The following is a 26,514-nucleotide window of genomic DNA, read 5'->3' as shown; positions in this document are numbered from 1 at the left end:
CTCCCGGGACACGCCAAGGTATCCATAAGCCCGGGGCAACTTCACGCCCTTTAAGGAACGCAGCACTAATCCTTCGACTTGTCCCCCCAGGTCCTTGGCCTCGTCGTTGGAGATGAACTCCGCCGCCGCCTTGGGGCCCTTCTTGTGGTAGCGCACCGCTTCCCAGAGCGGCCCGGGCCGGCCGGCCGCCCCGTCGCGCGCCCGGCGCTCGTTCACGCCGGCCGCCTGGGAGCGTCTGGCGGCGGTACGGGAGGCGTACGACCCGTGTGGTGTGTTCCAGACGTACCTCACGACGACCTGACCGGCTGACCGGAGACCGGAGTCGCCGCCCGTCGTAGGATGCCCACGGTCGGCGGCGACCCGCAACCCGGCCTTCCGGAAAGGACGCCCGTGCCAGGAAGCACCGACAGAGGACCTGATTACGCCGTCGTCGAGATCGGCTATGCCTGGCCGGGGCTGCGTGAGATCGTCGCCTTCCCTTTGATCGGGCTCTTCGCGACGGTCTTCCTGGGGTTCATGGCGACGAACAAGGGGATCGTCAACCCCGTCACCGTGGTCCTGTGCGTCATCTGCGGGATGGGGACCGCGTGGCTGGGTGGGGGCGTCGCGCGAGCGATGTGGCGCGCCGCTCGGCGGCGCCCTCTCCTCACTCTCGACTCCGAACGGGTCGTGTTGCACTCGGCGCGGGTGGCGCTGCCGTGGTCGAACGTCGCCGAGGTTCGGATCGTGAACCGGGCGCCGGACCGCCGGACCGCGAAGCTGATCGTCTTCGTGCCCGTCGACGCCGATCGGGTCGTCGCGGGACTGCGCGGCATGCCACGACAGTTCGCCCGCAGCGGCATCAAGCGACTCGGCGGCCCGATCTTCGTGCGCCCCGAGGACATGGCGATGCCGTTCGACGAGGTCCTGGCCGCCGTCCGGAGACTGACTGCGGTGCCCATCCGCCCCGCCATCGATCCGCGGTCCGCCGGCCGGATGGTCGGACGGCGCTGACCGGACCTCAGTACGAGTTCGTCGCCGGAGAACGCCGAGAGATGATCGGGATCGCCGCGATCGAGACGAGGGAGGGCCGAATGGGGTTGCGAGTCGTGGGGGCTGGATTTCCGCGTACCGGGACGACGTCGCTGAAGGTCGCGCTGGAGCGGCTGCTCGGAGCGCCCTGCTACCACATGACGGAGTTGTTGTTCGGTCGGCTCGAGGATGCCATGGTCTGGCGGGATGCCTACGCGGGTGTCATGCCGGACTGGCGCAGATTCCTCGCGGGGTACGCCGCCGGGGTCGACTGGCCGATGTCGCAGTTCTGGCGTGAGCTGTCCGACGCATTCCCGGACGCGCTGGTGCTGCTGTCCCGGCGGGAGAACGGCGAGCGCTGGTATCAGAGCATGGACCGCACCGTGCTGCAAGGAGCGCGCGGCCTGGCGCGGGGGGACTCCGGCGGCGGACAGCCGCCCGGACTGGCCACCGGCACCCCGGAACAGGACCGTGCTCGGACCGAGATGGCTCGGGCCATGTTCGCCGGCGCGTTCGGTGACTCCTATGACCGAGACAGCGTCACCGCGGCCTACGAGCGGCATCTCGCCGAGGTCCGTGCCACGGTACCGGCGCATCGATTGCTGGAGTGGCAGCCCGCCGACGGTTGGGATCCGCTGTGCGCCGCACTCGGCCTCCCGGTCCCGGACGTGCCGTTCCCCCACGAGAAAGGTGCGGAGGGCTGAGCACATGAGCATGCCGACCGGCGGACATCAGTAGGACTGCAGCTCCAGCAGGGTGCCGTCCGGGTCGCGGACCAGTGCGTTGCGGAGCGTCGGCCCCCACTCGGGCCGGTCCGTCGGTGCGGCCACCGCTTCGGCGCCGTGGCTCAGGCAGAACGCGAATGCCGCGTCGACGTCGGCGACCCGGCTGACGAACATGGCCCGGTCCTGGGCGGGTGCCTCGGCGGGTAGTCCCGCCGTGCCCACGACCGCCGCCATCGCGGCGCGGTCGAAGAGCGCGAGGACGCCATCCTCGCCGACGTCCCAGCTTGCGTACGGCCCGGTCACGCCGCCGCGCGCCAGTCGCGCGCCCGCCAGCTCGGGCAGGACCGCGTCGTAGAAGGCGAAGCACTCGGCGAACCGGGTCACGAGCAGGCGCGGGTGCAGGACGTCCATGTCCACTCCAATTCATAGGTGCGAACCCATTATTGGTGCAGACCCTACACTCTGGTGGCATGCACGAGACACCGCCCAGCCTGCTGGCGCTCACCACCTACCTGCTGTCCCGGGTGGGCAAGACGGCGCGCATGCGCATCACCGAGCGGCTCGCGGCGCGTGACGTCCGCCTGTGGCACATGGCCGTTCTCGCGGCGCTGGCCGACTTCGGCCCGCACGCGCAGCGCGACCTCGCCGCCCGGCTGAGCATCGACCCGAGCGACGTGGTGAAGGTCCTCGACGAGCTGGCCGCCGCGGATCACGTCGAGCGCGCCCGCGACCCGGCCGACCGGCGCCGCGTCGTGGTCACGATCACCCCGGCGGGCCGGACGGCCCTGGCCGACCTGACCTCCGAGGCATCGGCCGTCCAGGAGGGGGTCCTCGCGCCGCTCGACGAGGACGAACGCGCCCGGCTGCACGACCTGCTGCTGCGACTGTTCGCCCACCTGCACGAGGAAACGGTCAGGGAACGATGACCGTGGCCCCGGCGGACGGAGCGGTGCCCATCGCCGCCAGGGCGGCCGGGGCGTCGGCGAGGCCGATCGTGCGGGTGACCAACAAGTCGGGCCGCAGGGTCCCGGCCGCGACCATCGCCATCATCGGCCCGTAGGCGTGCGCGGCCATCCCGTGGCTGCCCACGACCTCCAGCTCCAGGGCGATGACCCGGTGCATCGGCACCGCGGCCGGGCCGGCCGCCGGCGGCAGCAGGCCCACCTGGACGTGACGTCCCCGGCGGCGCAGGCTCTCCACGGACGCCGCGCAGGTCGCCGGGCTGCCGAGCGCGTCCAGGGACACGTCGGCGCCGCCTCCGGTGATCTCGCGTACGGCCTCCGCCACGCCGTCCGGGCCCTCGACGCTGGCGGCGGCGCCGAAGCGCTGGGCCAGTTCCAGAGCCGCGGGGGAGACGTCGACGGCGACGACCCGCGCCCCGCACGCGGCGGCGATCATCACCGCCGACAGGCCGACCCCGCCGCACCCGTGCACCGCCACCCACACGCCCGGCCCGACGCGCCCCTGCGCGGTCACGGCCCGGAACGCGGTCGCGAACCGGCAGCCCAGCGCCGCCGCAGTGGTGGCCGCCAGGTCGTCGGGGAGGGCCACCAGGTTGACGTCGGCGTCGTCGATGACGACGTACTCCGCGAACGACCCCCAGTGGGTGAAGCCGGGCTGGGTCTGGCGTTCGCAGACCTGCTGGTCACCGGCCGCGCACGCCGCGCACCGGCCGCACGCGCACACGAACGGCACCGTCACCCGGTCGCCGGGCCGCCACCCGGTCACGTCCGGCCCGGCGGCCGCGACGACACCCGCCAGCTCGTGACCCGGCACGTGCGGGAACCGCGTGATGTCGGGGTCGTGGCCCATCCAGCCGTGCCAGTCGCTGCGGCACAGCCCGGTCGCCTCGACCCGGATCACCACGCCGGCGCGCGGCGGCTCCGGATCGGGCACCTCCCGTACCTCCGGCATCAGCCCGAACCCGTCGTACACCACCGCCCGCACGGCCCGCCCCTTCCGTCAGTTCGGCCCAACCGTATCGGCGCTCAGGAACAGAAGTCGGCCGCGGTGTCGGTGAGGATGCGTGTGAGGTGGTGCAGCGAGGCGATGTCGGCCCATTCGGTGGCCGCGTGGGCGCCCTCACCGGCGACGCCGAACAGAAGACAGGGGATGCCCGCGCGGGCGAAGAGGGCGCAGTCGGTCCAGAACGCCTCGGCGCGGATCACGGGCGGCTGCCCGAGCACCGATTCCGCGTGGCGGGTGAGGGTGCGCACGATCGGCGCGTCCGGGTCGGCCTGGAAGGGCTCCCGGTGCAGGCCGGGGACGAGACGGTAGCGGAAGTCCGCGATGGTGGCGGCGAGGTCCTCGAGGACCGCGGTCAGTTCCGCGTGGACGCTCCCCTCGTCCTCGCCGGGGACCGTGCGGCGCTCCAGCGTGATCCGGCAGCGCGCCGGGTAGGTGGAGGGCTCCTCGCCGCCGTGGATGACGCCGGCGTGCACGGTCCCGGTGCCCAGGAGCGGATGTGCCGGACCTCCGGCCAGATGGCGGCCCAGGTCCTCCAGCGCGACGAGGAAGCGGCCGGCCTTGGTGATGGCGTCGACGCCCAGGTCGGGGCGCGAGCCGTGGGCCGCCCGCCCCTCGATCTCCACGTCGAACCAGGCGAACCCCTTGTGGGCGAGAGTCAGCTGCAACTGGCTCGGCTCGGTGACGATCGCGGCGTCGGCGCCGAAGGACTCCAGGACCTCCTCGGTGCCGAGGCTGCCGTGCTCCTCGTCGGCGACGCAGGCCACGAGCACGTCTCCGCGCAGCGGCCCGCGCCGTGTGGCCCGGGCCGCCGCGACCATCATGGCCGCGACGCCGCCCTTCATGTCGAAGGCCCCGCGCCCGAACATCCTGCCGTCGCTGATCCGCGGAGCGAGCGGATTACCGTCGTAGCCGGCGAGGCCGACGGTGTCGAGGTGACCGTTGAGCATCAGTGAGCGGCCGCCCCCCGTGCCGCGGGCGATCGCGACCAGCGAGGGACGACCCGGGCGCTTCTCCAGCCGGTGCACCTCGAAGCCATGGGCGGCCAGCCACCGACCGCAGAAGTCGGCGATCGCGGTCTCGCCCGCCCCGCCGGAGACGAGACCCGGATTGACGGAGTCGATGGCGATGAGTCGGCCTAGGAGTTCAACCGTTTCGTCGGGCATGGCGACCTTTCGGGAGATGTGCTCGGGAACGATGCGGGCCCGGCCTCGTCAGATGCCAGGGTCTCCGGCGAACGGAGAGGGGTTGGCGTCGGCGCCTTCGGTACTGAGCAGGACGAGGGTCGATGCGGGGCCGAGTCCCAGGGCGGTGCGGCGCCGCGCGCCGTCGCCGGTGAGAGCGGCGCGGACTCCGGCCAGTGCCGCGGCGCCGCACGGCCCGCAGGACACGCCCAGGGCGGCGAGGTCACCCGCGGCGCGAGCGCTTTCGGCGTCGGTGATGACGATGGCGGCGTCGAGCCCGTCGCGCAGGAAGGGCCACGCGATGTCGGACGGGGTACCGCAGTTCAGGCCCGCCATGATGGTCTCGCCCGTGGTGACGCTGACCGGCTCGCCGCCGAGGAGGCTTTGGAGGACGCAGGGCGCGGCCTCGGGCTCGACCGACAGCAGCGTCGGCGCCGGGTCGGCGACGCGGCTGCGGTAGTGAGTGATGGCGGCCTGGGCCAGCGAGCCCACGCCCACCGGAACGGCGACGAGGTCGGGCGGGCCGGTCCCCGCCGTGGCCAGCTGGGCGTCGATCTCGGCGAAGAGGGTGGAGTAGCCCTCGACGATCCAGCCGGGGATCCGTTCGTAGCCGGGCCAGGCGGTGTCCTGGACGAGGACCGCGCCGGGGACGGCGGCCGCCTCGGCCGCCCGGCGGACGGCACCGTCGTACGGGCCCGCGACCTCGGTGACCTCGGCCCCTTCGCCGGCGATGGCGGCCACGGCCATCGGGTGAACGCCCTCGGGCACGAAGACGTGGGCGCGCCCGCCGGCCAGGCGTGCCGCGCGGGCCAGGGCCCGGCCGTGGTTGCCATCGGTGGCGGTCACGAACGTGAGCGGACCGGACGGTGCCCGGCCGTTCGCCGCCCGCTCGGCCAGAACGCGATGCACCGCCCAGAACGCGCCCAGCGCCTTGAACGCCGGCAGTCCCAGACGCGACGACTCGTCCTTGACGAAGACCCGGCCCACCCCCAGCTCGGCCGCGACGGCGGGGACCTCGGTCAGCGGGGTGGGCGCGTAGCCGGGCAGCGCGGCGTGGAAGTCCCGCACGCCGGCGGGCGCGGGCGCGCACGTCCACGACCGTGCCGCGGGCCGGGAGAACCACGGCACCGTACGAGGAGAGGAGGCGTGTTCAGGCATGGGAACAAGCGTGCGGCACACGGGTTCCGTCGGTCCAGCAAATGTTTTCAACGTATATTCGTCGTAAAAGCCGACGAATCACCCCTCGAAATGGTCCGCCGATGTTCGACCTTCACCGGCTGCGCCTGCTGCGCGAGCTCAAGCACCGGGGCACGCTGGCGGCCGTCGCCGCGGCCCTCTCGTACAGCCCCTCGTCCGTCTCACAACAGCTCTCGCAGCTGGAGGCGGAAGCCGGCGTCCCTCTGCTGGAACCGGTGGGGCGTCGTGTACGGCTCACCCCACAGGCCGAGATCCTCGTCGCCCACACCGAGGCGGTACTGGAACGCCTGGAGCGCGCCGAGGCGGACATCGCCGCCTCACTGACCGACCTGACCGGAACCCTCCGCATCGCGTCGTTCCAGACCGCGGCCCTCGCCCTGATGCCGACGGCGCTGAGCCTGTTGCGCGACACCCACCCCGGCCTGCGCGTCCACGTCACCCAGATGGAGCCGGAAGAGGCGCTTCCGGCCCTGCAAGCGCGTGACTTCGATCTGGTCATCGCCGAGGAGTACCCCGGCAACCCGAACCCCCGCGCCGCCGAACTGGAGCAGGAGGACCTGCTCGAAGACCCATTGCGCCTCGCGCTGCCCGAGCCGGACGACGGCACGGTGGGACCGACGGCGGCGCTGCGCGCGGCGGCGGGCGGCCCTTGGGCGATGGAGCCCGAGGGCACGGCCGCCCGGCACTGGGCCATGACGTTGTGCCGTGACACCGGCTTCGAGCCCGACGTACGGTTCGAGTCCGCCGATCTCCTGCTCCACCTGCGCCTCGTCGAACAGGGCCACGCGGTCGCCCTGCTGCCGGACCTCATCTGGAGCGGGCGTGAACCGACCGTCCCCCTGCGGCTCCTTCCCCGAGGCCGGCGGGCGCGCCGGGTCTTCACCGCGGTGCGCCGAGGCCGCGGTCCGCACCCCGCGATCCAGGCCTGCCGCCAGGCGCTCCGCCTGGCCGCCGGCGAGCGGCACCCGGCCGACGACGCGACCCCGATCCGCTGACGGACCTCGTTCCGCGTCGGCGGACGGCACCCGGGTCGCTGCGGGTGCGGCCGGCCGACGTCGCCGCGCGGCCGGCCGGACGCCCTCGCGCGGGAGTGCGCCGGTACATGCCCGACCGGGAGCGTCGGCCCGGTTCCGCGTCCGGTAGGCGCGCGAGGTCCTCGGCACGGGAGTCGCTTCCCCGCGTCCTGTCGTTCAGGACAGGGCGACGACCTGACCGGTCGTCGCGCCGGTGCGCGCGGCGTCCAGGACCCTCGCCGTCGCGATCGCGTCCCAGGGGTCGACGGGCAGCTGTCCCGTCCCGCGCACCGCCGCGGCGAACGCCGGGTAGAACAGGTCCCATCGGCCGCGCTCCGACGGCGCGGGCTCGGCGTGGTCCCCGCGCAACACCTGGCCCCAGCGCTCCTGTGGCTCCGCGCCCCAGCGGTCGCCTTCGGAGGCGGGAGTGGCGCCGGCGAGCAGTGCCGCCTCCTGCCCGTCCACGCCGTCGACGACGTACGCGCCGGTGGTGCCGCTCACGCGGAACCGCGGGCCCGGCGCGCCCTGCCGCCAACTGCCCGACAGGTGGGACCGCGCGCCGTCGCGGTGGGTCAGCGCGACGAACACGTCGTCGTCGAGCCCGCCGTCGCCGACGTGCCATTCGGCGTACACCCGCTCGACCGGCCCGCACAACACGAGCGCCTGGTCGACGAGGTGGCTGCCGAAGTCCAGCAGGGTGCCGCCGCCCGCCGCCGGCGGACCCGGGTCGGGCGCGAACCGCTCGAACCGCGACTCGAACCGCGTCAGCGTGCCGAGCGTCCCCGCGTCCACCAGCCGCCGCAGCGTACGGAAGTCGGAGTCCCAGCGGCGGTTCTGGTACACCGTCAAGGCCACACCGAGCCGTTCGGCCAGCTCGACGGTCTCCCGCGCGGCGTCCGCGTCCAGCGCGAACGGCTTGTCGCAGACCACGGCGAGGCCGAGTTCGAGCGCCTGCCGCGCGAGCGGGATGTGCGTGTCCGCCGGTGTCGAGATCGCCACCGCCTCGGCGCCGGCGGCGGCCAGCTCCTCCAGCGAGGCGTGCGCCGGCCGGTCCAGCTCGGCGGCGACCTGTTTCCGGCGTTCTGGGGACGTCGTGACGACGCCCAGGAACGCGCATTCCGGGGCCGAGGCGAGCAGCGGCGCGTGGAAGTACCGGCCGCCGAAGCCGTATCCGGCGAGGCCGATGCGCAGCGGTTCGGTCATCGTGGGTCCGTCCTTTCTCGAGGTCACTGGAAACGGCCGGGGCGGAACGCCTCGAGCAGCGGCTGGGCCTCCCCGGTCACGATCTCGTCGGCGAGCAGCTCACCGGCGATCAGTCCCAGCGTCGCACCACTGTGCGTGAACGCCACATGCAGGCCGGGCGCACGGCCAAGGCGTCCACCTCGACCCGCTCGCCCGAATGCCACCGGCCCTCTCCCGGGTTCGGGAGAGGGCCGGTCGAAGGTCCGTGTCGTCAGCCGGCCGGGCGGAGGACCGCGACGCCGCGCGGTGCGAGCCGCACGGTAGCGGCGGCGTCCGTGCCGCCCACGAGGTCGCTCATCGGGCCGGGAAGATCGACCGTCACGGGGGTGGTCCGATGGTTCAGGACGATGTAGCACGGCCCGTCGCCGGTGACCCGGGCCCGTGCCTGGACGCCCTCCGGCAGGCCCGGCAGGACGGGGCGCGCGCCCGCCTCCTCGCGGATCCGGTCGAGGAGGCGGCGCATCGTCACCGGGTCGGGCCGGGTGGCCAGGTACCACGCGGTGCCCCGGCCGTACCGATGGCGGGTGACCGCCGGTCGCCCGGCCGGCTCACCCGTCGTGAAGTACTCGACGGCCTCGGCGCCCTCCAGGTGCATGTCCTCGGACCAGACGGTGCCGGTGCCCTGGGACAGCCCGATCGTCCCGGACTCCGGCAGCGGCCCGAACTCCTCGACGCGCAGCCCCAGCACCCGCCGGAACGGCCCGGGATAGCCGCCGAGATGCACCCGGTCGTGCGGGTCGACGATGCCGGAGAAGAACGACATCACCAGCGTGCCGCCGTCCTCGACGTACCGCTCGATGCCCTGGGCGGCCTCCTCGTCGACCAGGTAGAGGTTGGGTACGACGACGAGCCGGTAGGCGGACAGGTCGGCGTCCGGGCGGACGATGTCGCAGGCGACGCTCGCGTCGTACAGCGGGCCGTGGAGCGCCCAGGCGGCGTCCAGGAACCGCACGTCCGCACTCGGGTGGGCGTCCTGCTCGAGCGCCCACCAGTTCGGCCAGTCCAGCACGAGCGCGACGTCCGCGCGCGGGGCCCGCGCGCCCGGCAGCGCCGTCGTGGCGGCGAGTTCGTTCCCGAGCTCACGGACCTCCTCGAAGACCCGGCCGGTGGGTCCGCCGTGCGGGACCATCGCCGAGTGGAACTTCTCGGCGCCGCCCCGGGACTGCCGCCACTGGAAGAACATCACCGCGTCCGCCCCGTGCGCGACGGCCTGCCAGCTCCACAGCCGCATGGCGCCCGCGGGCTTGGGAGCGTTGCGGGCACGCCAGTTGACCGCGCTCGGCGCCTGCTCCATCAGCAGCCAGGGCTGCCCGTCGCGCAGCGAGCGCATGACGTCGTAGGAGAAGGCGACCTTGGCGTCGGCCGCGGCGTCGTTCGGGTCGGGGTAGGCGTCGTAGGCGACGACGTCCAGGTGCGGCGCCCACGTCCACAGGTCGGCTGGCCGCAGCGACGGCGGGAAGTTGGTCATCACGGGCACGTCCGGGCTCACCCGCCGCAGGACCTCCTTCTCGACGAGGTAACAGGCGAGCAGCTCGTCGGAGGAGAACCGCGCGTAGTCGACGGCGTGGGCGGGATTGGCGAACGGCGCGGGGCTGCGCGGCGGCAGCACCTCGTCGAAGGAGGCGTACCGCTGGGACCAGAACGTCGTCGACCAGGCGTCGTTGAGGGCGTCCACCGAGCCGTACCGCTCCCGCAGCCAGCGCCGGAACGCGTCGGCGGAGACGTCGCAGTAGCACGGGGCGACGTTGCCGTACTCGTTGCCGACGTGCCAGAGCGCCAGCGCGGGGTGGCCGGTGTAGCGGGTCGCGACCCGCTCGGCCAGACCCGCGGCGTACTCACGGTAGACCGGGCTGGACGGGCAGTAGTGCTGCCGCCCGCCCGGCCACATCCGCGTGCCGTCGGCGCCGGTCGGCAGGATCTCGGGGTGCCGCGCGGTGAGCCAGGGCGGCGGGGAGGCCGTCATCGTGGCCAGGCACGCGGCGACGCCGCCGTCGGCGAGCAGGTCCATGACGCGGTCCAGCCAGCCGAAGTCGTACGTGCCGGGCTCGGGCTCCACGGTGGCCCAGGAGAAGATCCCGACGCTGATCAGCGAGACGCCGGCCTCCTTCATCAGCCGGAGGTCCTCATCCCAGACGTGCTCGGGCCACTGCTCGGGGTTGTAGTCACCGCCGTAGGCGATGCGCCCCAGGCGGTCCCGGAGGCCGTCGATGCTGTTCACGTTCCCGCCGCTTCCTGTCGTGGTCTTGGTCCAGGCGCCCGGCCGCCTTCTGTCCGCGTGACGTGGGACGTCCTAGCCGGACATAGGACGTCCCACGTCCGTCGTAACATAACCGCAGGGCGAAAAAGGGGTCAAGGGGTCCGGCCGTTACCGATCCGCGTGAGGTCCCGGCCGGTCGTCAGGCCGCGACCCGGTCAGCCGCGGTCGGCCTCGTCGGCGGACTGGTCGCGGCGGGCGGCCTTCTCCACTCGGGTGTCGATGTTGCGGAAGTGCTTGCTCAGAGCCTGCTCGGCCGCTTCGACGTCCCGCCGCCGCAGCGCGGTGACGATCGCGCGGTGCCGCCGGACGGTGCCGATGGGGGAGGGGTCGTGGTTCCAACCGCGGATGCCCGACACGCGGTCGAAGACCTTCCAGAACACCTCGAGGAACTGCGGGACGAGGGCGTTGCCGAGCGAGCGGTACAGCAGCTCGTGGAACTGCCGGTCCTCCTCCGCGAAGGTCTCGCCCGCCCGTGCCCGCGTCTCCATCCGGCGGACGACGGCGTCCAGCGCGGCGAGGTCATCGTCGGGGATGGTGGTGGCGACGCGCCTGATCAGCCCGGCCTCAAGGATCTCCCGGACCTGGAGGATCTCGCTCAGCGCGCGGACGTCGCTGCCCAGCTCGTGCAGCGTGCGGAAGGTCAGTCCGTCGGCGAGGGGGGTGAGTGACAGTTGCCCGACGTATGTGCCGTAGCCGTGGCGGACCTCCACGATGTCGAGCGCCTGCAGGCCCTTCAGTGCCTCGCGGATGGAGTTGCGGCTGACGCCGAGGTCCTCCATCAGCTCCGTCTCGGTGGGCAGCAGGTCGCCGGACCGCAGGCGCCGGTCGAGGATCAGCTGCATGATCTCATGCTGGACCTGTCCACCGACTCGCCGCGCAAGGCCGCGCGGGGCCTGCCTGTCCGTCACTCGCACCTCCCGGCAACGCGCGGGATCATAAGCTCCCACCCTACGTCCGGATGTGCTCGTCGCCGCGCCTTCCGGAGCATCGTACGCGTCCTGTCGTCGTTACATCCCACGTCCGACCTTTCCGGCGATGGTCGCCGGGCCGCCTCACAGGCGCGCCACGCCGCCGAGTACCCGCAGCGGGCCCGGGGTGCGGGGGTACGCGGTCCGCCAGCGGGCGACGTCGACCAGTCCCGGAGGGAGCGGTGTCCGGCCGCGGAACGTCGACTCGATCTCTTCGGGCGTGCGCGTGATGAGCGGTGCCGGTGCGCCGGCGTAGGTCTGGTCGAGCCGCTCGCGGAACGCCGGGTCCATGTCCGCCGAGGTGGTATGGGCGATCACCAGGTGGCTTCCGGGAGGCAGCGCCGCGATGAGGCGGTCGACGATGCCGTGCGGGTCCTCGGCGACGAAGTGCAGGACCGCCACGAGCAGCAGCGCGACGGGCCGGTCGAGGTCGAGGAGGCTCCGCGTGCGCTCGATGATCTCCGCCGGCCGGCGTACGTCCCCGGGAAGGAAGACGGCGTTCGGATCGCCGTCGAGCAGGCGCTCCGCGTGGATCCGGACCGTGGGGTCGTTGTCGACGTAGACGACCCGGGCACGCGGGTTCGTCCTGCGGGCGACCTGGTGCACGTTGTCCGCCGTCGGCAGGCCGGCGCCGATGTCGAGGAACTGGTCGATCCCGACCTCCTCGGCCAGGAACCGGACCGCGCGGATCAGGAAGCCGCGACTGTCCCTGGCAAGCTGCCGCGTCTCCGGTGCGACGCGCCACACCTCCTCCGCCGCCTGCCGGTCGACCGGGTAATTGGCCGAACCGCCGAGCACGTAGTCGTACACACGTGCCGGGGACGGTCGGGTGATGTCGACGCCGGGCGGTGCGGACTCGAGTGCCAAGGTCCGTCTCCTCATGGTGCGGAAAGTCCGACCATACGGTTCAAGATCACTGAATGTCTGCATCCAGGTCGGTGGTCGGACCGTGCCGGGGGCCACCTCGACGAAGGAGGGTGAAATGACAAATAGACGTAATTACGTTCTTACGTAATACTCGAGCCATGAGCGAAGAGCGGCCGGACGAGTCCTCCCTGGTCGAGCGGCTGGCGCGGCTCGAGGAGCGCGTGGCCCGGCTCGAGACAGGAGGGTCACTCGCCGAGCCGGTCGCGGCCTCCGCCGACGCCGGCGCCCTGTGGGCGCTCGCCGGGCTGAAGGACCGCGTGCCGGCGACGGGCGCGGTGCTGTTCACCGGCGCCGTCGACCTGCCCACCGGGGAGCACTACGAGTGGCAGGAGGGCAGGACCACCGAGGACCTGATGGGAGCCGACTGGACGCAGGGCGCGGCCGCACTGGCCGCGCTGGCGCATCCGGTCCGGCTGCTGCTCCTGCGCGAGATCCTCCTCGGCACCCGTACGACCGCCGCGCTGGGCGAGCACGAGCAGCTCGGCACCAGCGGCCAGCTGTACCACCACCTGCGGCAGCTGGTCGCGGCGGGCTGGCTGCGCACCGAGAGCCGGGGCGAGTACGCCGTCCCCGGCGAACGCGTCGTGCCGCTGCTCGCTCTGCTCCTGGCGGCCCGCCGATGAAGCCGATGACGAGGAGGACGCTGATGTCCAAACGATGGGCGCGCACCGTGGCGCTCGGCAAGCTCCTGCCCCTGCCCGGCACGGTCCTCATGCTTGTCGCCGCCTTCGGGGGCCTTGGCCCGCTGTGGCCGGCAGGCCTGGCCGTGTGGGTCGCCGGGGTGGCCGCGCTGTTCGTGCGCCTCCGTCCCGCCGAGCGTGAACCGGTCCTGGTGAGCCCGCCCGTGCGGGGGCGCTGGGTGGCGGTCAACAGTCCCGCCGACCGGGTCCCGAGCCACGGCGTGCACGCCTACGGTCAGACGTACGCCATCGACCTGGTCCACCACCCCGACACCGAGCGGGAGTGGCAGGGCGTGCGGGCCGCCTGGCCGCCGACCCGCAGCCCTGAACGCTTCCCCGGCTTCGGCCGGCCGGTGTTCGCGCCGGTCGACGGCGTCGTGGTCCGGGTACGACGCCGAAGCCGCGATCACTGGAGCCGCGACTCCGTGCCGGGGGTCATCTATCTTCTCGTCGAAGGCATGGTTCGGGAGCTGTTCGGGCCGGGCAGGCTCCTGGGCAACCACATCGTCATCGCGATGGACGGCGGTGGCTACGCGGTCCTGGCGCACCTGCGCCGTGGGTCGGCCCGGGTGACCGCCGGGCAACGCGTCACCGCCGGGGAGCAGATCGCCGAGTGCGGCAACTCGGGGAACTCCAGCGAGCCGCACGTCCACTTCCAGCTCATGGACGCCCCGCACCTCCTGGCCGCGGGTGGCGTGCCGTTCCGATTCGACCGCTTCGAGATCGACGGAGGCCCCGAGGCGGGCGTCCCCGGCGGGCGGCAGCCTTTCACGGTGCCCTCGTCCGCTCCCACCCCCGAGACAGGAGCCGACCGGCGGGGCTGAACCGGGCGTCCGTCGCCGGGCCGGGAAGACCCGGGTGCGCCCGGCTCAGCGCACGCCGCGTGCCAGCAGCGCATGCGCAGGCACGCGCACCGTCCCGTTGCCGGCGGCGTACGGGCGGAGGATGCGGTCATAGGCGTCCTTGACCCGTGCGATGGTCGCCGGGTCCTGCCGCGTGAGGACGACGCCGTTCGACCCGACTCTGGCCATCGCCCCGGTCCGCCACCAGTCCTCCGGTTCGAACTCGAACTCCCAGTCGAGCTCCTCGACCGACACGTCGCGCAGCACCCGGCCCATCAACTCACCGAACGCCCCCGGCCGCCCGTACTCCATGAACGGGCTCACCGGCACGTCCTCCGGCCACGGGACGCCGACCTCGTCCATCGCCTCCCGGACGAGGGCGAGCACACCACTGCCCGGCATCGTCCAGCAGGTCAGCGCCAGGGCACCGCCCGGCCGCAGGACCCGGCGCAGCGCCTCGAGGGCCGTCACCGGCTCGCCGACATGGTTGATCACGAAGTTACCGACCACGGCGTCGAACGACGCGTCGTCGAAGGGCAGCTCGGGAAGGACGGCGACGCGCACGTCCGCGCCGGGCACGTTGCGCGCCGCGGTCTCGGCCATCTCCGGCTCGGCGTCGACGGCCGACACCTGCGCACCCCGGCGTGTCGCCGCGGCGGCCACGGGACCGGGGCCGGTCCCCACATCGAGTACCCGGTGGCCCGCCCGCACCCCGGCGGCGTCCAGCAGCCGCTCGACGGTGCAGCCGGACAGCCGTGCGAAGCCCTGCTCGTACGCCTCGGCCCGTCCCGCCCACAGTTCGCGCTCGTACGCGTCGAAGGTCGTCATGTCCCGAAGCTTACGCACCAGCGGAGCCCGCGGTCCCCGCCTCCGTGGAGGGTCACAGGGCGCCGTCGGCGGTCGCCGTCACCAGCTCGGCCCGCGAGGCGATGCCCAGCTTCTGGTAGGCCTTGCTCAGGTGGTAGCCGACCGTGCGGGGGCTGAGGAACAGCCGTGCGGCGATCTCCCGGTTCGACAGTCCCTCGGCGGCCAGCCTCGTGATCTGCCGTTCCTGCGCGGTGAGTCCTGGGCCGAGAGCCGCCTCCGGCGACCGGCGCGCCTCGGCCGCGCCGAGTTCGCCGCGTACGCGTTCCGCCCATGGCCGCGCGCCGAGGGCCTCGAGCGCACCGAGCGCGGCGGACAGGTACGGCCTGGCCTCGGCCTTGCGGCGGCCGCGGCGCAGCCATTCCCCGTACAGCAGGGAGGTCCGCGCCTCGTCGAAGGGCCGGAGGTCCGCCCGGTGCAGCTCGAGGGCGGCGCGGTAGTGGTCCTCCGCCTCCGTGCCGGGAGCCGTCAGCGCCCGGCACCGCAGGACCAGCGCGTCGGCGCCCGGCCGGTGGACCTGTCCGGCCCACTCCTCCAGCCTGGCCAGCGGGGCGGCGGTGTCCGCAGGCCGCCCGGCGCGCACCAGCGCCTCGATCACGTCGGGAATGCCCCGCATGATCGGAGGGCCGAACCGGACGGGTCCGGCGGCGGACACGTCCAGGCGGCCCGCCGCCGACTCCGCGCGGCCGGCCCCCAGGTCGAGCATCGTGAGGGCCCAGTGCGCCCAGGTCCCGCCCGGCGACGTGAACTCCGAGACCGGGCCGCCCAGGGCCTGGGCGACCAGGGCCCGGCAGCCGTCCTCGTCGCCTTCGACGGCAGCGAGATAGGCGAGGATCCCGGCCGAGTGCCGGATCCAACGGACCTGCCCGGTGTCCGTGGCGAGCCGCAGCGCCTCCTGCGCGATGGTGCGGGAGTCACGGTGCTCGCCGAGGAGAGTCTCGGCCGCCGCGCGCAGGCTGAGCATCGCGGTGAGCCAGCCGAGCCGCCCGCGCATCCGACTGTCGGCGGCCATGGCCTCGGTGATGTCGCGCGTCTCCCGGTCGTGTCCCGCCGCCAGGCCGCCGATGGCGATGAGCGACAGGTCGTGTGGGCAGCGCACCGACGCCTCCCGCGCCTCCGCGACGACCCGGCCGAGCGGCGGAAGCTCCTTGCCCGGACGGTCCAGCGCGAAGGAGGTCATCCAGACCAGGAAGGCGCGCACGGGCGTCATCGGGTCGCCCGGCGGCAGCCGCAGCCCGTCCAGCCGGGCGGCGGTCGTCGCGAGCAGGCTCGCGTCGTCGGCGACCCACGCGGCGTTCACCGCGGTGAGCTGCATCCGCAGCTCCTGGTGCGGGTCGGCGTCCGCGATCCGGTGAGCGCCCTCGGTCAGCAACGCGTGGGCCGAGCGCGGACGTCCCTGCTTGAAATCGGCCGTCGCGCGCACCCGCGCGATCCTCGCCGCCAGCGTCGGGTCGCCCGGCAGCCGTGCCGCCTGTTCGGCGGCGGTCCGCGCCTCGTTCAGCCGGGCCGTCTCGGCCGCCATCTCCCCGGCCAGCACCAGCCGTCGCGCCTGATCGTCGAGGGCGGGGCTGAGCCTGGCCGCCTGCGCGTAGGCCGCGAGGGCGGCCTCGTAGCCGCCCCGGGCCCGCGCCCGGAGCGCGGTCCCTTCCAGCTCGGCCGCGACCTTCTCGTCCGTCCCGCTCGCGGCCTTGGCGAGGTGCCAGGCCCGGCGGTCGGCGTCCTCCGGCTCCGTGAGAGCGTCCGCGAGCGCGGAATGGGCGGCGATCCGCTCGAACCGCGTCGCGGACTGGTATACGGCCGCCCGTACGAGCGGATGCCGGAACGCGATCTCCGTGTCGGTGACGCGGACGAGGGCGGCCCCTTCTGCGGGTTCCAGGTCACCGAGGGACAGCGCGTGGGTCGCCGCCGCACGGAGCACGACGCCCAGGTCACCGGCGCCCTCGGCCGCCGCGAGCAGCAGCAGCCGCCGGGTGGTGTCCGGCAGCCGGCGGACCCGGCCGAGGAAGGCTTCCCGGAGCCGGTCGGTCAGCGACAGGGCGTCACCGTCGGGTCGCATCTCGAGGAGGGCCAGCGGATTGCCGGCCGCCCCGGCCACCAGGCGCTCCCGGTCCGCGCCGGACAGCTCGGTGCGCGCGGCCCGTACCAGGACGTCCGCGGCCTCCCGATCGAGGCCGTCGAGCCGCAGCGTGCGCAGTCCCGCGGCGGGGAACGCGTGCGTCTCGTCGTCGCGGACCGCGAAGATCATCGCGATCGGCTCCGCGTGGAGGCGGCGGGCGACGAACACCAGCGTCTCCGCCGACACGTCGTCCAGCCACTGCGCGTCGTCGATCAGGCACAGCAGCGGGCCCTCCGCGGCCGCCTCCGTCAGCAGCGACAGCGTGGCCAGGGCGACGAGGAACCGCGCGTCCGGATCGATCGTGCCCAGACCGAGGGAGGAGCGCAGCGCGTCCCGCTGGGCTTCGGGGAGGCGGTCCGTCAGGTGCAGGACCGGCCGGAGGAGCAGGTGCAGGCCCGCGTAGGGCAGATCGGTCTCGGCCTCGACGCCGGCCCCGCGGATCACCTGAGTGCCCGACGCCGCGCCGGCGGCGTAGTCGAGGAGGGCCGTCTTGCCGATGCCGGGCTCGCCGCGCAGCACCAGGACGCCGCTGCGCCCGCCGAGCGCCGTGTGGACGAGTTCGTCGAGGACCGTCTGCTCGGTCCGGCGGCCGTAGAGCACGGTGCAGATCATACGGAACTACCTAATGCATGACAGATTCGAGTTGATCACGCGATCCGTAGCTTCGTCACCAGTACGAGGAAAGGATCGTTCATGGTCACTGAGGTCGCTGTGCGGCCCGCGAACCGGCGGATCGGGCTGCCGGGCACGGTGGCGTTCTGGTCGCTGGCGGCGATGCTGTGCCTGCTGCAGTTCGCCTCCGCCGCACCGTCGCCGATGTACGGGATCTACCAGCACGCCTGGCACTTCTCCCCGGTCACGCTGACCGCGGTGTACGCCGCCAACGCACTGGCGCTGCTGGTGACGTTGCTGTTCGTCGGCTCGCTGTCGGACCACGTCGGGCGGCGTCCGGTGCTGCTCGTCGCGGCGCTGACCGAGGTCGCGGCGATGACCGCGTTCGCCATGGCCGACGGCGTCGCCTGGCTGGTCGCCGGACGCGTCCTGCAGGGCGTCGCAACCGGGACCGCGTCCGGCGCGATCAGTGCGATGCTGATCGATCTGCAGAAGCCGGGCTCCCGCCTCGGCGCGCTGATGACGAACGTGGCCGCCTCGGGCGGGATCGCGCTCGGCGCGCTGGGCTCCGGCCTGCTGGTGCAGTACGGGCCCGCGCCGACCCGACTCGTGTACGTGCTGCTCCTGACGTCCTTCGCCGGGCTGCTGCTGCTCGCTTTCGCGATGCCGGAGACCGTGACGGCCGACGGCGCCTGGCGGCGTTCGCTGCGGCCGCGGGCGGCGGTGCCGCCCTCCGTCCGCGGCGCGTACGCCGCGCTGCTGCCCTCGATCGTGGCCGCCTGGGCGCTCGCCGGCCTCTACCTGTCGCTCGGCCCGTCCGTAGTGGCCACGCTGTCCCACTCGACCGACCACCTCGTCGGCGGACTGGTCATCGTGGCGCTGAACGGCACCGCGGTGGTGTTGTCCGTGCTCGGCCGGGGCTGGTCCCCCGAGCGTGCCCTCTACCTCGGCTCCGGTCTCCTGATGGCGGGCGTCGCACTCGCCATGCTCGCGCTGAACGCACACGTCACCGCGCTGTTCTTCGCCGGAACCATGGTCGCCGGGGCCGGGTTCGGGCCCTCCTTCTCCGGGGCGCTGCGGATCCTGACCGGTCTCGCCCCCGCCGAGCGGCGGGCCGAGGTCGTCACCGCCATCTATCTCGCCGCCTACCTCGGGCTGAGCGTCCCCGCGGTCGTCGCCGGCGTCGCCGTGACCCACGCCGGGCTGTTCGCCACCGCCTACGGATACGGCGTCGGCGTCATCGCGCTCACCGGTCTGGCGGTCCTCACCTCGCTGCGCGGACGTCGCCGCGCGGCGACCGCCAGGGCCACCGCCCCGCTGAGCCCGCACCACCAACTTCCCCCGTGCCCGGGCGGAACCCCCGCCCTGGCCCGGCACCGCTGAGACGACAGGAGACGATGATGACCGTCAAGCGCGCACTGCTGATCGACGGCCGTGACGTCCCGGCACGGTCCGGGCGTACGACCGAGGACCGGGGCCCCTGCACGGGCGAGGTGTACGCCCTCGTGGCTGCGGCGGACGCCGAGGACGTACGGGCGGCCGTCGGCGCGGCGCATGCGGCCTTCCCCCGCTGGGCCGCGACACCGCCCTCGGCCCGCCGCGCCCTCCTGATGAGCGCCGCCGACCTGCTGGAGTCCCGGCTGGCCGAGTTCTCCAACATCATGCTGAACGAGACGGGCGGCACCCGCGCCTGGGCACGCGTCAACGTCAAGGTCACCGCCGACCAGATGCGGCAGGCAGCCACCGCGGCCACGGCCCCGGCCGGGCACCTGCCCGCGACCGACCGGACCGGGCAGTGGTCCCTCGCGGTCCGCGAACCCGCCGGCGTGGTCGCCGCCATCGTGCCGTGGAACGCCCCGCTCATCCTGTGCGCCCGCACGATCATGGTGGCGCTCGCGGTCGGCGACACGGTCGTGCTGCGGCCGAGCGAGGACGCCCCGATCACCTCCGGCCTGTTCCTCGCCGACGTGCTGCGGGACGCGGGGCTGCCCGACGGGGCGCTCAACGTGGTCACCAACGACCGCGACGACGCGCCCGCCGTCATCGAGGCGCTCATCGCCGATCCGCGGGTGCGCCGGGTCGCCTTCACCGGCTCCACCGCGGTCGGCCGCATCGTCGGACGGCTGGCGGGGGAGCACCTCAAACCGGCCGCCCTCGAGCTCGGCGGCAAGAACCCGATCATCGTCTGCGAGGACGCCGACCTGGACCACGCCGTCTCCGCGATCGCGTACGCGAAGTTCCAGAACTCCGGGCAGGTCTGCCTGGCGGTGGACCGCATCATCCTGAACCGCGCGATCGCCGGGGAGTTCACCACCCGGTTCGTCGAGAAGGCGGCGAGCCTCCGGCAGGGCGACCCCGCCGATCCGGACACCGTCATCGGACCGCTGATCAACGAGCGCGCCGTCGAACGGATCGCGGCGCTCGTCGACGACGCCGTCGGCAAAGGAGCACGGACGCTGCTCGGTGGCGGGGCCGACGGCCGGAACTACCCGGTGACGGTCCTGGACGGGCTGACGCCGGAGATGCGCGTGTACCACGAGGAGACGTTCGGCCCGGTCGCCTCGCTCTACACCGTCGCCGACGACGACGCGGCGGTCGCGCTCGCCAACGACACCGACTACGGCCTCACCAGCGCGGTCTTCACGCGGGACACCGCCCGCGCGCTGTCGATCGCCCGCCGGCTGCGCCACGGCTCCGCCCACGTCAACGCGCACACCATCCAGGAGGAGCCACAGGCCCCGATCGGCGGGATCAAGGACAGCGGGTTCGGCGCCTTCGGCGGCCCCCAGGAGATCGACTTCTTCACCGAGGCCCGCTGGATCACCCTCGCCGAGCAGTCCGAACCCCTTCCCTTCTGACTCCGACCGAACCGAGAGGCGAACGCCCGTGTCCCTGTACGAACCGTACGACCTCGGCTCGCTGCGGCTGGCGAACCGGATCGTCATGTCCTCGATGACCCGCAACCGGGCGCGCTGGCCGGAGGCCACGGCGACCGAGCTGACCGCGGAGTACTTCGCGCAGCGCGCCACCGCCGGGCTGATGGTCACCGGCTCCACCGCGGTCTCCCTCCAGGCCCGCGGCTACCTGTGGACCGAAGGGCTCCACACCGACGAGCAGGCCGCGGCGTGGCGGATGGTCACCGATGCCGTCCACGCACGCGGCGGGCACATCGCCGTCCAGCTCATCCACACCGGCCGGGTCTCCCACGCCTCCCTCCAGCCCGGTGGCACGCCGCCTTCCGGGGCCAGTGAGGTCCCCGCCCGCGCCGAGGTGCTCGCCTGGACCCCGGACGGCACCCCCGGGCTGGTCCCGGCGGGAGTCCCCCGGGCCATGACCACGGAGGAGGTGCGGTCGGTGGCGGCCGACTTCGCCGCGGCGGCCGAGCGGGCGGACGCGGCCGGCTTCGACGCCGTGGAGATCCAGGCGGCCAACGGGTTCCTGTTCGACCAGTTCTTCGACCCGAACGTCAACGACCGCACCGACGCGTACGGAGGGTCGGCGGCGAACCGGATCCGCCTTCTGCTGGAGGTGACGGAGGCGGCCTCCGCCGCGGGACTGCCGGTCGGCGTGAAGGTCACCCCGAACGGCGTCGTCAACGGCGCCGCGCCGTTCGACGACTGGCGGCCGCTCTACCTTCGCGTCGCGGCAGAGCTGGACCGTCTCGGGGCGGCGTACCTCAACGTCACCGCGCAGGCGAGCTTCCGTGAGCGCAACGGGCTCGGCCTCGCCTTCGGCGACGACTTCATCGCCGACGTCCGCGAGGCCTACCACGGCACGCTGATCCTCGGTGGCGGGTACGACGGCCCGTCGGCGGAGAAGGCCGTCGCGGACGGCAGGGCGGACATGATCGCCTTCGCCCGCTCCTATCTGGCCAACCCGGACCTGGTGGACCGGCTGCGCACCGGTCATCCGCTCGCGGTGGCGGATCTGACCAAGCTGTACGGCGGCGGTGCCGAGGGGTACACCGATTACCCGACCATGGTGAAGGAAGCGGCGGCCCACTGACCGATCTCCCTGTATTCCTTGACGGTAATATGCATCTGCGGTTATGTTCCCAGCGTGACCACAACCTTCGACGTACTGGCGGAACCGGCCCGCCGCCGCATCCTCGACCTGCTGCTCGAGCGCCCCCGCCTGGTCGGCGAGCTGACCGAGCAACTCGGCCTGACCCAGCCCGGCACCTCGAAGCACCTCCGGGTCCTGCGGGAGGCAGGCCTGGTCAGGGCACGCCCCGAGGCGCAACGGCGGTGGTACGAGCTCCGTCCCGAGCCGCTCGCCGAGATCGACGCCTGGCTGGCGCCCTACCGGAGGCTGTGGACGGACGCGCTCGACGCCCTGGAGCGTCACCTGGACACGATGGAGGACGACGAGGCTTGACGTCCTCCCCTCGCCTGAAGGCGGGGGGATTCCAACCCGGTCCTACCCGGAGGTGAGAACAGGTTGAGGTTCGCGGTTCATGGCCCCGCCTGGTGGCTGGAGGGCTCCCCGCGCTGTCACCGTCCGTCCGACGGCGATGTCTCTGATGTTCTTGGCCGCGTTCACATCGGCGTGATCGGTATGCCCGCAGGCGCGACAGCGAAAGACCGCTTGGCTCTCACGGTTGTCCGCAGCGCAGTGCCCACAGGCATGACAGATCTGGGAGGTGTACGCGGGGTTGATCTTTTCTACCCGGTCCGGCGTCTTCTGCTCCAGTCGGGTCACCAGAAGGCCCCATCCGGCTGCGTGGATGGAGCGGTTGAGCCCGGCCTTGGCGCGCACGTTCGTGCCCGGCGCGGCGATGGTGCCGCGCGCGGACCGCTCCATGTTCTTGATCTTCAGGTCTTCGACCCGGATGAGATCGAAATCAGCGGCGAGGCGGGTGGAGGTCTGCTCCACCCAATCCTTACGCCGGTCGGTCTCACGAGCCTTCAACCGGCCGATCGCGGCCTTGACCCGCGTGCGGCGGTTCGACCCGGGCTTTGCGCGCGCCGGCCGGCGCTGCAAGCGCAGCAGCCGTTCGGCCTCGGTTTCGCGCAGGCCGGGCACGGACAACCGCTCACCAGTGGACAGTGCGGCCGAGACGACCACGCCACGGTCCACGCGGACGATCTCACCGGTACCCGGCCCATTGACCGGTGGCGGGATCACCGCGAACGCCGCATGCCAGCGGCCTGCCCGATCCCGGTTCACCCGGAACGACTTGGCCTCCTCAAGAAACTGACGGGACCAGCGGAACCGGACCCAGCCGACCTTCGGGATCCGCACTTCACCCGTCTTGCGAGACAGCCGCCGCACATCCCAGTGCCGGCCACGACCTCCGACGATCCGGAACCCCTCATGCACGCCCGCCTTACGCCAGGTCGGCCGCCGATGGGTCCCAGCGAAGAAGTTACTCATCGCCTGGGCGAAGTCACGCAACGCCTGCTGCTGCACCGTCTGAGACCCCGCCGCCAGCCAGTCGAACTCTTTCCTGGCTTCGGTCAGCTGGCGGGACTGCTCGGCATAGCCCGGTGCGCTCTTCCGGCCCGGTCGCCAGTGCTGATGCTGCTCGACCGCCAGGTTCCACACATATCGGGCGTGAAAGCAGTGCTCCAGCAGCGCCCGCTCTTGGGCGGGCGTGGGCGCAAGCCGGAACCGCATGCCCGCACACTAACCACCACCACCGACAATCTAAGGAGGGAGCGGCGTTTCCTCCCCGGCCTCAACGCCGGGGTCTCCACGCCGCGAAGCAGATGAATTCGACTCTGGAGACCGCCGACGGCCGCAACGTCTTGCGGATCGAGCGCCGGTTCGCGCACCCGATGGAGAAGGTCTGGCGAGCCCTGACCGACCCCGTCCACCTCGCCCACTGGTTCCCCTCGCCGGTGGAGGAGATCGACCTCCGGCCCGGCGGGAAGATCCGGTTCGGCGGGACGCATCCGGAGCTCCCGCTCGGCACGGGCGAGATCACGGAGTTCGATCCGCCACGCGTGCTCGCCTTCACCTGGTACGACGACCCGCTGCGCTGGGAGCTGCGCCCCGACGGGCCGGGCTGCGTCTTCGTCCTCACCCACACCTTCGCCGACCGGCCGATGGCCGGCAGCTTCGCCGCCGGATGGGAGAGCTGCCTGTCGGCGCTCGAGTCGGCCCTGGCCGGGAATCCGACGGGGCTGAAGCCGGCGCCCGACGGCTACGCCGGGCGGCACGACGCGTACGCGGAGGCGTTCGGCCTGGACGAAGGCGACCTGAGCGAGGACGCCGACGGCTGGACCGTCCGGTTCGAACGGAACATCCCGCATCCGATCGAGAAGGTCTGGCCCGCGCTCGTGGGGTCCACGGCGCCCGAGGCCGGCGGATTCCCGCCGCCCGGGGCGGTCGTCGACGGGGTGCCTGCCGGCGAGGTGACGGCGGTCGCCGCTCCGGAGCTTCTGGAGTACGCCTGGCCGTCCGGCGGCGAGCCCTTCGGGCGAGTGCGGTGGGAGCTGACCGGAGGCCATCCGGCGGGCACCCGGGTGGTGCTCACCCAGACCGGCCCGGCGGGGGAGCGGGGGCGGTGCGCCGCAGCCCTGACCGCCTGGCACCTGCGGCTGGAGTTGCTGGCCGACCGGCTGCGGGACGCCGAGCGTCCCGATCGCGGCGGACGGGCCGCGGACCTGGAGCGGCGTTACGCGGCGCGCGTCGAGGCCAGGTAGACGACGTCGGGTTCGCCGCGGGCCACCTCGACCAGGCAGACGCCGACCTCGGCGTACCTCCGCCGCAGCCGGTCCTCGAACGCCGGGACGGCGGCGGCGCTCCACACCGCGAGGACGCCGCCGGGCCGCATCCGGCGGGCCAGCAGGTCCAGGCCCTCGTCCCCGTACAGCGCGGCGTTCGCCTCGCTGACCGTCCAGTCCGGCCCGTTGTCGATGTCCAGGCACAGCGCGTCGTACGCCTCGGGCGTCGCGCGCAGCCAGGCGAGGAGGTCGGCGCATTCCACGCGGACACGCGGGTCGTCCAGCGCGCCTTCGGAGTAGGGCCGCAGCGGGCCGGCGTGCCAGTCGACCACTGCGGGCTCGCACTCGACGACGGTCACGCGGCGCGTGTACGGCGAGTGCAGCGCCTCGGCGAGGGAGAAGCCGACACCGAGCCCGCCGATGAGCACGTCGGCGGGCCGGGCCAGCCGGTCGAGCGCCGCACGGACCAGGAGCCGCTCCGACGCGCCGGCCCGGGTGTCCATCAGGAACACGCCGTTGCTGATGATCTCGTAGTGCTCGCCGTCGCCGCGCAGCACCAACTCCCCGTGCGGGCCCTTCCGCTGATCGAGAACCTCCACGGGCCGTCAGCCTACCCCGATTCAAGATCGTCACCGGCTCCGCCGAGGGCGCGAGCCCCTGTGAATGCGGCGTCACCCAGGGTCATTTCCGGAGGTCCGGCGGCCGAATAGGTCGGCAACGAAGGGGAATGACCAGCCCGTACAGCTCACTCGATGCTGGAGACTGGCCCGAAGCCATACGGCTCATCGACGGACGCCGAAACGACATCCAAGACCCCGTGCCGCGCTATCCCGGCGTCGAACTGCGGCGTCTGTGGATCGTGGACAAGCCTTACACGCCCTACCCGCAATGGGAGCTCTACTACATTCGATTGCGAGCCGAGGCCGGCGAACAGATCCACGTCCTTGACGCAGGCGCGATTCGCCACCTAGGAGGAGGAGCGCCCCTGTCCGAGGCCGTCATCATCGGCTCTCAGGTCATTTACGAGGTCATCTACGATGATAAGGGTGACCTGCGGGGCGCCCGGAAGATCACCGACGCGCACGTAATACAGGCCGCCGCCCACGACATACATGGACTGTTCGTCACCGCGAACACACTTCAGATTACCCGACCATACGACTGGTCGCTCGGGATTGGAGCGGCTCAGCGATCCGTCATTTGGCGCGTTCGTATTCCTCGACGACAGTCGCCGGGATACGGCCGCGCTCGTTGACCTGGATGCCCCGCGCCTTGGCCCACGCACGAATGTCCGCGCCGCGCTCGCGGCTCGAGGCGGCACGGGCCTGGCGGCGCTTCGGGCCACCGGCTCGGCGCGCATGCTCAATGAACGGCGACAGGCCGGCGAGCAGCTTCTTCGCGTTATCGGCGCTGAGGTCGATCTCGTAGGCCACGCCGTCGATCGAGAACGGAACGGTCTTCTCAGCCTCAGTGCCGTCCAGATCGTCGATAAGTCGTTTGATGACCTGCTGTGCCATGTTCCCACCTAGGGTTTCTGAGTAATCGGTGCGGACTAATGTAGCATTATTCGTTGCCTGGCGTGCTAAGTCGGAGTCGACAGCAGTACCCATCTGGCCTGCAAGGCGGCAGCGAAGCCAGCGTCACCGCCTTCGGCAACACAGCCAGTAATGCACACCCGCATCGATATTCACTCGGTCAAAGATGCTCGTCGGCCTCTTGCTGTGCGTCAGTCGAATCGACGTGCGCACCACTAGAGGCTTCCCGGTACGGCGGCGAGAGGAAACCTCGGCCGAAGACCACCAGGCTCGCTCATACCCCGCACGACCAGCCAAGTGCCGATGAAGGCCGGTGTGCAGCGCCACGAGCATCAGCCAGTCTCGGGTTGGTGCGCATGCCCGACTGTGCTAGTTGGTGCGCCGCAACCCACCCAGGTCGTGGATCCACCGTGTCCCATTCGGCTCGTTGGTCAGGTGAAGCACGATTCGTCGCAGGATCGGAAGAACTCGCGCAGCCCGGTGAAGAGCGATTTCATCCTTGGCATTCACAAGGCGCTGAGCCGCCCAATCTGAGTGAGTGTTTGAGAAGTTGATCTCATTCGTATTCCAGGGGCCGTGGTCCGGGCCGGGTGGCGGGTCGGCCGCGTGCCAGTCGGCGGACCATGGTGTTGATGGCGGCCCAGCGGATCATGGCTTCGGAGGTGGCCGGGTGGCGTTCGTAGTCGCGGGCCAGGCGGCGGTGGG

At 72.5% G+C, this 26,514-nt stretch carries 26 protein-coding genes; 12 read left to right on the top strand and 14 right to left on the bottom strand.

What is annotated here, in order from left to right:
- The first annotated feature begins 390 nt into the window (after positions 1-390).
- Positions 391-993: a hypothetical protein gene (locus AB0I04_RS44670; RefSeq protein ID WP_360899158.1), complete on the top strand. Its 603-nt coding sequence runs from the start codon at positions 391-393 to the stop codon at positions 991-993.
- Positions 994-1,073: 80 nt separating this feature from the next.
- Entirely contained in the window at positions 1,074-1,715 is a 642-nt protein-coding gene (locus AB0I04_RS44665; protein ID WP_360899155.1) for a sulfotransferase family protein, read from the top strand.
- Between the two features lie 27 nt (positions 1,716-1,742).
- On the opposite strand, the gene AB0I04_RS44660 is transcribed toward AB0I04_RS44665, so the two are convergent.
- Positions 1,743-2,147: a VOC family protein gene (locus AB0I04_RS44660; RefSeq protein WP_360899152.1), complete on the bottom strand. Its 405-nt coding sequence runs from the start codon at positions 2,145-2,147 to the stop codon at positions 1,743-1,745.
- Between the two features lie 59 nt (positions 2,148-2,206).
- Here AB0I04_RS44660 and AB0I04_RS44655 point away from each other — a divergent pair, with 59 nt between their 5' ends.
- Positions 2,207-2,662 (top strand): MarR family winged helix-turn-helix transcriptional regulator, encoded by a 456-nt coding sequence (locus tag AB0I04_RS44655; protein WP_360899149.1) that lies wholly within the window; start codon positions 2,207-2,209, stop codon positions 2,660-2,662.
- Here AB0I04_RS44655 and AB0I04_RS44650 read toward each other — a convergent pair.
- Genes AB0I04_RS44650 through AB0I04_RS44640 form a run of 3 tightly spaced genes read right to left on the bottom strand, consistent with a single transcriptional unit; the run spans position 2,649 to position 6,043 of the window.
- On the bottom strand, positions 2,649-3,683 hold the full coding sequence (locus AB0I04_RS44650; protein WP_360899146.1) for an alcohol dehydrogenase catalytic domain-containing protein: 1,035 nt from the start codon (positions 3,681-3,683) through the stop codon (positions 2,649-2,651). The two genes, AB0I04_RS44655 and AB0I04_RS44650, sit on opposite strands and share 14 nt — an antisense overlap.
- 41 nt (positions 3,684-3,724) lie before the next feature.
- A complete protein-coding gene (locus AB0I04_RS44645; RefSeq protein WP_360899143.1) occupies positions 3,725-4,867 on the bottom strand; it encodes an ArgE/DapE family deacylase in 1,143 nt (380 codons plus the stop codon).
- A gap of 48 nt (positions 4,868-4,915) precedes the next feature.
- Entirely contained in the window at positions 4,916-6,043 is a 1,128-nt protein-coding gene (locus tag AB0I04_RS44640; RefSeq protein WP_360899140.1) for a diaminopropionate ammonia-lyase, read from the bottom strand.
- Between the two features lie 101 nt (positions 6,044-6,144).
- Between AB0I04_RS44640 and AB0I04_RS44635 the strand changes: the two genes are divergently transcribed.
- Entirely contained in the window at positions 6,145-7,077 is a 933-nt protein-coding gene (locus tag AB0I04_RS44635) for a LysR substrate-binding domain-containing protein (RefSeq protein WP_360899137.1), read from the top strand.
- A 195-nt stretch (positions 7,078-7,272) separates the two neighbouring features.
- On the opposite strand, the gene AB0I04_RS44630 is transcribed toward AB0I04_RS44635, so the two are convergent.
- The 5 genes from AB0I04_RS44630 to AB0I04_RS44610 form a co-directional block, all read right to left on the bottom strand.
- Positions 7,273-8,298, bottom strand: coding sequence for a Gfo/Idh/MocA family oxidoreductase (locus tag AB0I04_RS44630; RefSeq protein WP_360899134.1), 1,026 nt, complete (start codon positions 8,296-8,298; stop codon positions 7,273-7,275).
- Positions 8,299-8,321: 23 nt separating this feature from the next.
- Positions 8,322-8,501 (bottom strand): hypothetical protein, encoded by a 180-nt coding sequence (locus AB0I04_RS44625; protein WP_360899131.1) that lies wholly within the window; start codon positions 8,499-8,501, stop codon positions 8,322-8,324.
- 47 nt (positions 8,502-8,548) lie between these two features.
- Positions 8,549-10,555 (bottom strand): beta-galactosidase, encoded by a 2,007-nt coding sequence (locus AB0I04_RS44620; protein WP_360899128.1) that lies wholly within the window; start codon positions 10,553-10,555, stop codon positions 8,549-8,551.
- A gap of 194 nt (positions 10,556-10,749) precedes the next feature.
- On the bottom strand, positions 10,750-11,502 hold the full coding sequence (locus AB0I04_RS44615) for a FadR/GntR family transcriptional regulator (RefSeq protein ID WP_360899125.1): 753 nt from the start codon (positions 11,500-11,502) through the stop codon (positions 10,750-10,752).
- A 144-nt stretch (positions 11,503-11,646) separates the two neighbouring features.
- Positions 11,647-12,429, bottom strand: a complete 783-nt coding sequence (locus AB0I04_RS44610; RefSeq protein ID WP_360899122.1) for an SAM-dependent methyltransferase — start codon at positions 12,427-12,429, stop codon at positions 11,647-11,649.
- A 158-nt stretch (positions 12,430-12,587) separates the two neighbouring features.
- On the opposite strand from AB0I04_RS44610, the gene AB0I04_RS44605 reads away from it, so the two are divergent.
- Together AB0I04_RS44605 and AB0I04_RS44600 are read left to right on the top strand one after the other, a co-directional pair.
- Positions 12,588-13,112: an ArsR family transcriptional regulator gene (locus AB0I04_RS44605; RefSeq protein WP_360899120.1), complete on the top strand. Its 525-nt coding sequence runs from the start codon at positions 12,588-12,590 to the stop codon at positions 13,110-13,112.
- Between the two features lie 23 nt (positions 13,113-13,135).
- Positions 13,136-13,993, top strand: a complete 858-nt coding sequence (locus tag AB0I04_RS44600; protein ID WP_360899117.1) for a M23 family metallopeptidase — start codon at positions 13,136-13,138, stop codon at positions 13,991-13,993.
- Positions 13,994-14,038: 45 nt separating this feature from the next.
- On the opposite strand, the gene AB0I04_RS44595 is transcribed toward AB0I04_RS44600, so the two are convergent.
- Complete coding sequence (locus AB0I04_RS44595) at positions 14,039-14,839, bottom strand: class I SAM-dependent methyltransferase (protein ID WP_360899114.1); 801 nt, start codon at positions 14,837-14,839, stop codon at positions 14,039-14,041.
- A 52-nt stretch (positions 14,840-14,891) separates the two neighbouring features.
- Positions 14,892-17,591: an AAA family ATPase gene (locus AB0I04_RS44590; protein ID WP_360899111.1), complete on the bottom strand. Its 2,700-nt coding sequence runs from the start codon at positions 17,589-17,591 to the stop codon at positions 14,892-14,894.
- 93 nt (positions 17,592-17,684) lie between these two features.
- On the opposite strand from AB0I04_RS44590, the gene AB0I04_RS44585 reads away from it, so the two are divergent.
- The 4 genes from AB0I04_RS44585 to AB0I04_RS44570 are packed head-to-tail and all read left to right on the top strand — an operon-like array spanning position 17,685 to position 21,980.
- Positions 17,685-18,986 carry an MFS transporter gene (locus AB0I04_RS44585; RefSeq protein ID WP_360899108.1) on the top strand — a complete coding sequence of 434 codons (1,302 nt, stop codon included), beginning with the start codon at positions 17,685-17,687 and terminating at the stop codon, positions 18,984-18,986.
- A gap of 17 nt (positions 18,987-19,003) precedes the next feature.
- Positions 19,004-20,461, top strand: a complete 1,458-nt coding sequence (locus tag AB0I04_RS44580) for an aldehyde dehydrogenase family protein (RefSeq protein ID WP_360899105.1) — start codon at positions 19,004-19,006, stop codon at positions 20,459-20,461.
- Positions 20,462-20,489: 28 nt separating this feature from the next.
- Positions 20,490-21,608: an alkene reductase gene (locus tag AB0I04_RS44575; protein ID WP_360899102.1), complete on the top strand. Its 1,119-nt coding sequence runs from the start codon at positions 20,490-20,492 to the stop codon at positions 21,606-21,608.
- 54 nt (positions 21,609-21,662) lie between these two features.
- Positions 21,663-21,980 carry a metalloregulator ArsR/SmtB family transcription factor gene (locus AB0I04_RS44570; RefSeq protein ID WP_360899099.1) on the top strand — a complete coding sequence of 106 codons (318 nt, stop codon included), beginning with the start codon at positions 21,663-21,665 and terminating at the stop codon, positions 21,978-21,980.
- Positions 21,981-22,022: 42 nt separating this feature from the next.
- Here AB0I04_RS44570 and AB0I04_RS44565 read toward each other — a convergent pair whose 3' ends face one another.
- Positions 22,023-23,222: a transposase gene (locus AB0I04_RS44565; protein ID WP_360899096.1), complete on the bottom strand. Its 1,200-nt coding sequence runs from the start codon at positions 23,220-23,222 to the stop codon at positions 22,023-22,025.
- Positions 23,223-23,314: 92 nt separating this feature from the next.
- Between AB0I04_RS44565 and AB0I04_RS44560 the strand changes: the two genes are divergently transcribed.
- The gene (locus AB0I04_RS44560) at positions 23,315-24,253 is read left to right on the top strand and encodes an SRPBCC family protein (protein ID WP_360899093.1); all 939 of its coding nucleotides are present in this window, start codon (positions 23,315-23,317) and stop codon (positions 24,251-24,253) included.
- Here the strand turns inward: AB0I04_RS44560 and AB0I04_RS44555 are convergent.
- Positions 24,226-24,873 (bottom strand): spermidine synthase, encoded by a 648-nt coding sequence (locus AB0I04_RS44555; protein ID WP_360899090.1) that lies wholly within the window; start codon positions 24,871-24,873, stop codon positions 24,226-24,228. The genes AB0I04_RS44560 and AB0I04_RS44555 overlap by 28 nt on opposite strands.
- Before the next feature lie 128 nt (positions 24,874-25,001).
- Here AB0I04_RS44555 and AB0I04_RS44550 point away from each other — a divergent pair, with 128 nt between their 5' ends.
- Entirely contained in the window at positions 25,002-25,529 is a 528-nt protein-coding gene (locus tag AB0I04_RS44550; RefSeq protein WP_360899087.1) for a DUF6879 family protein, read from the top strand.
- Here AB0I04_RS44550 and AB0I04_RS44545 read toward each other — a convergent pair.
- Positions 25,471-25,791, bottom strand: coding sequence for an Lsr2 family protein (locus tag AB0I04_RS44545; protein ID WP_360899084.1), 321 nt, complete (start codon positions 25,789-25,791; stop codon positions 25,471-25,473). The two genes, AB0I04_RS44550 and AB0I04_RS44545, sit on opposite strands and share 59 nt — an antisense overlap.
- Between the last annotated feature and the right edge of the window lie 723 nt (positions 25,792-26,514).

The sequence above is a fragment of the Actinoallomurus sp. NPDC050550 genome (assembly GCF_040655075.1).
In the GTDB taxonomy this organism is placed as follows: Bacteria; Actinomycetota; Actinomycetes; order Streptosporangiales; family Streptosporangiaceae; genus Actinoallomurus.
Note: the sequence above shows the minus strand (reverse complement) of the source record. Positions and strands in the feature narration are given on the sequence as shown.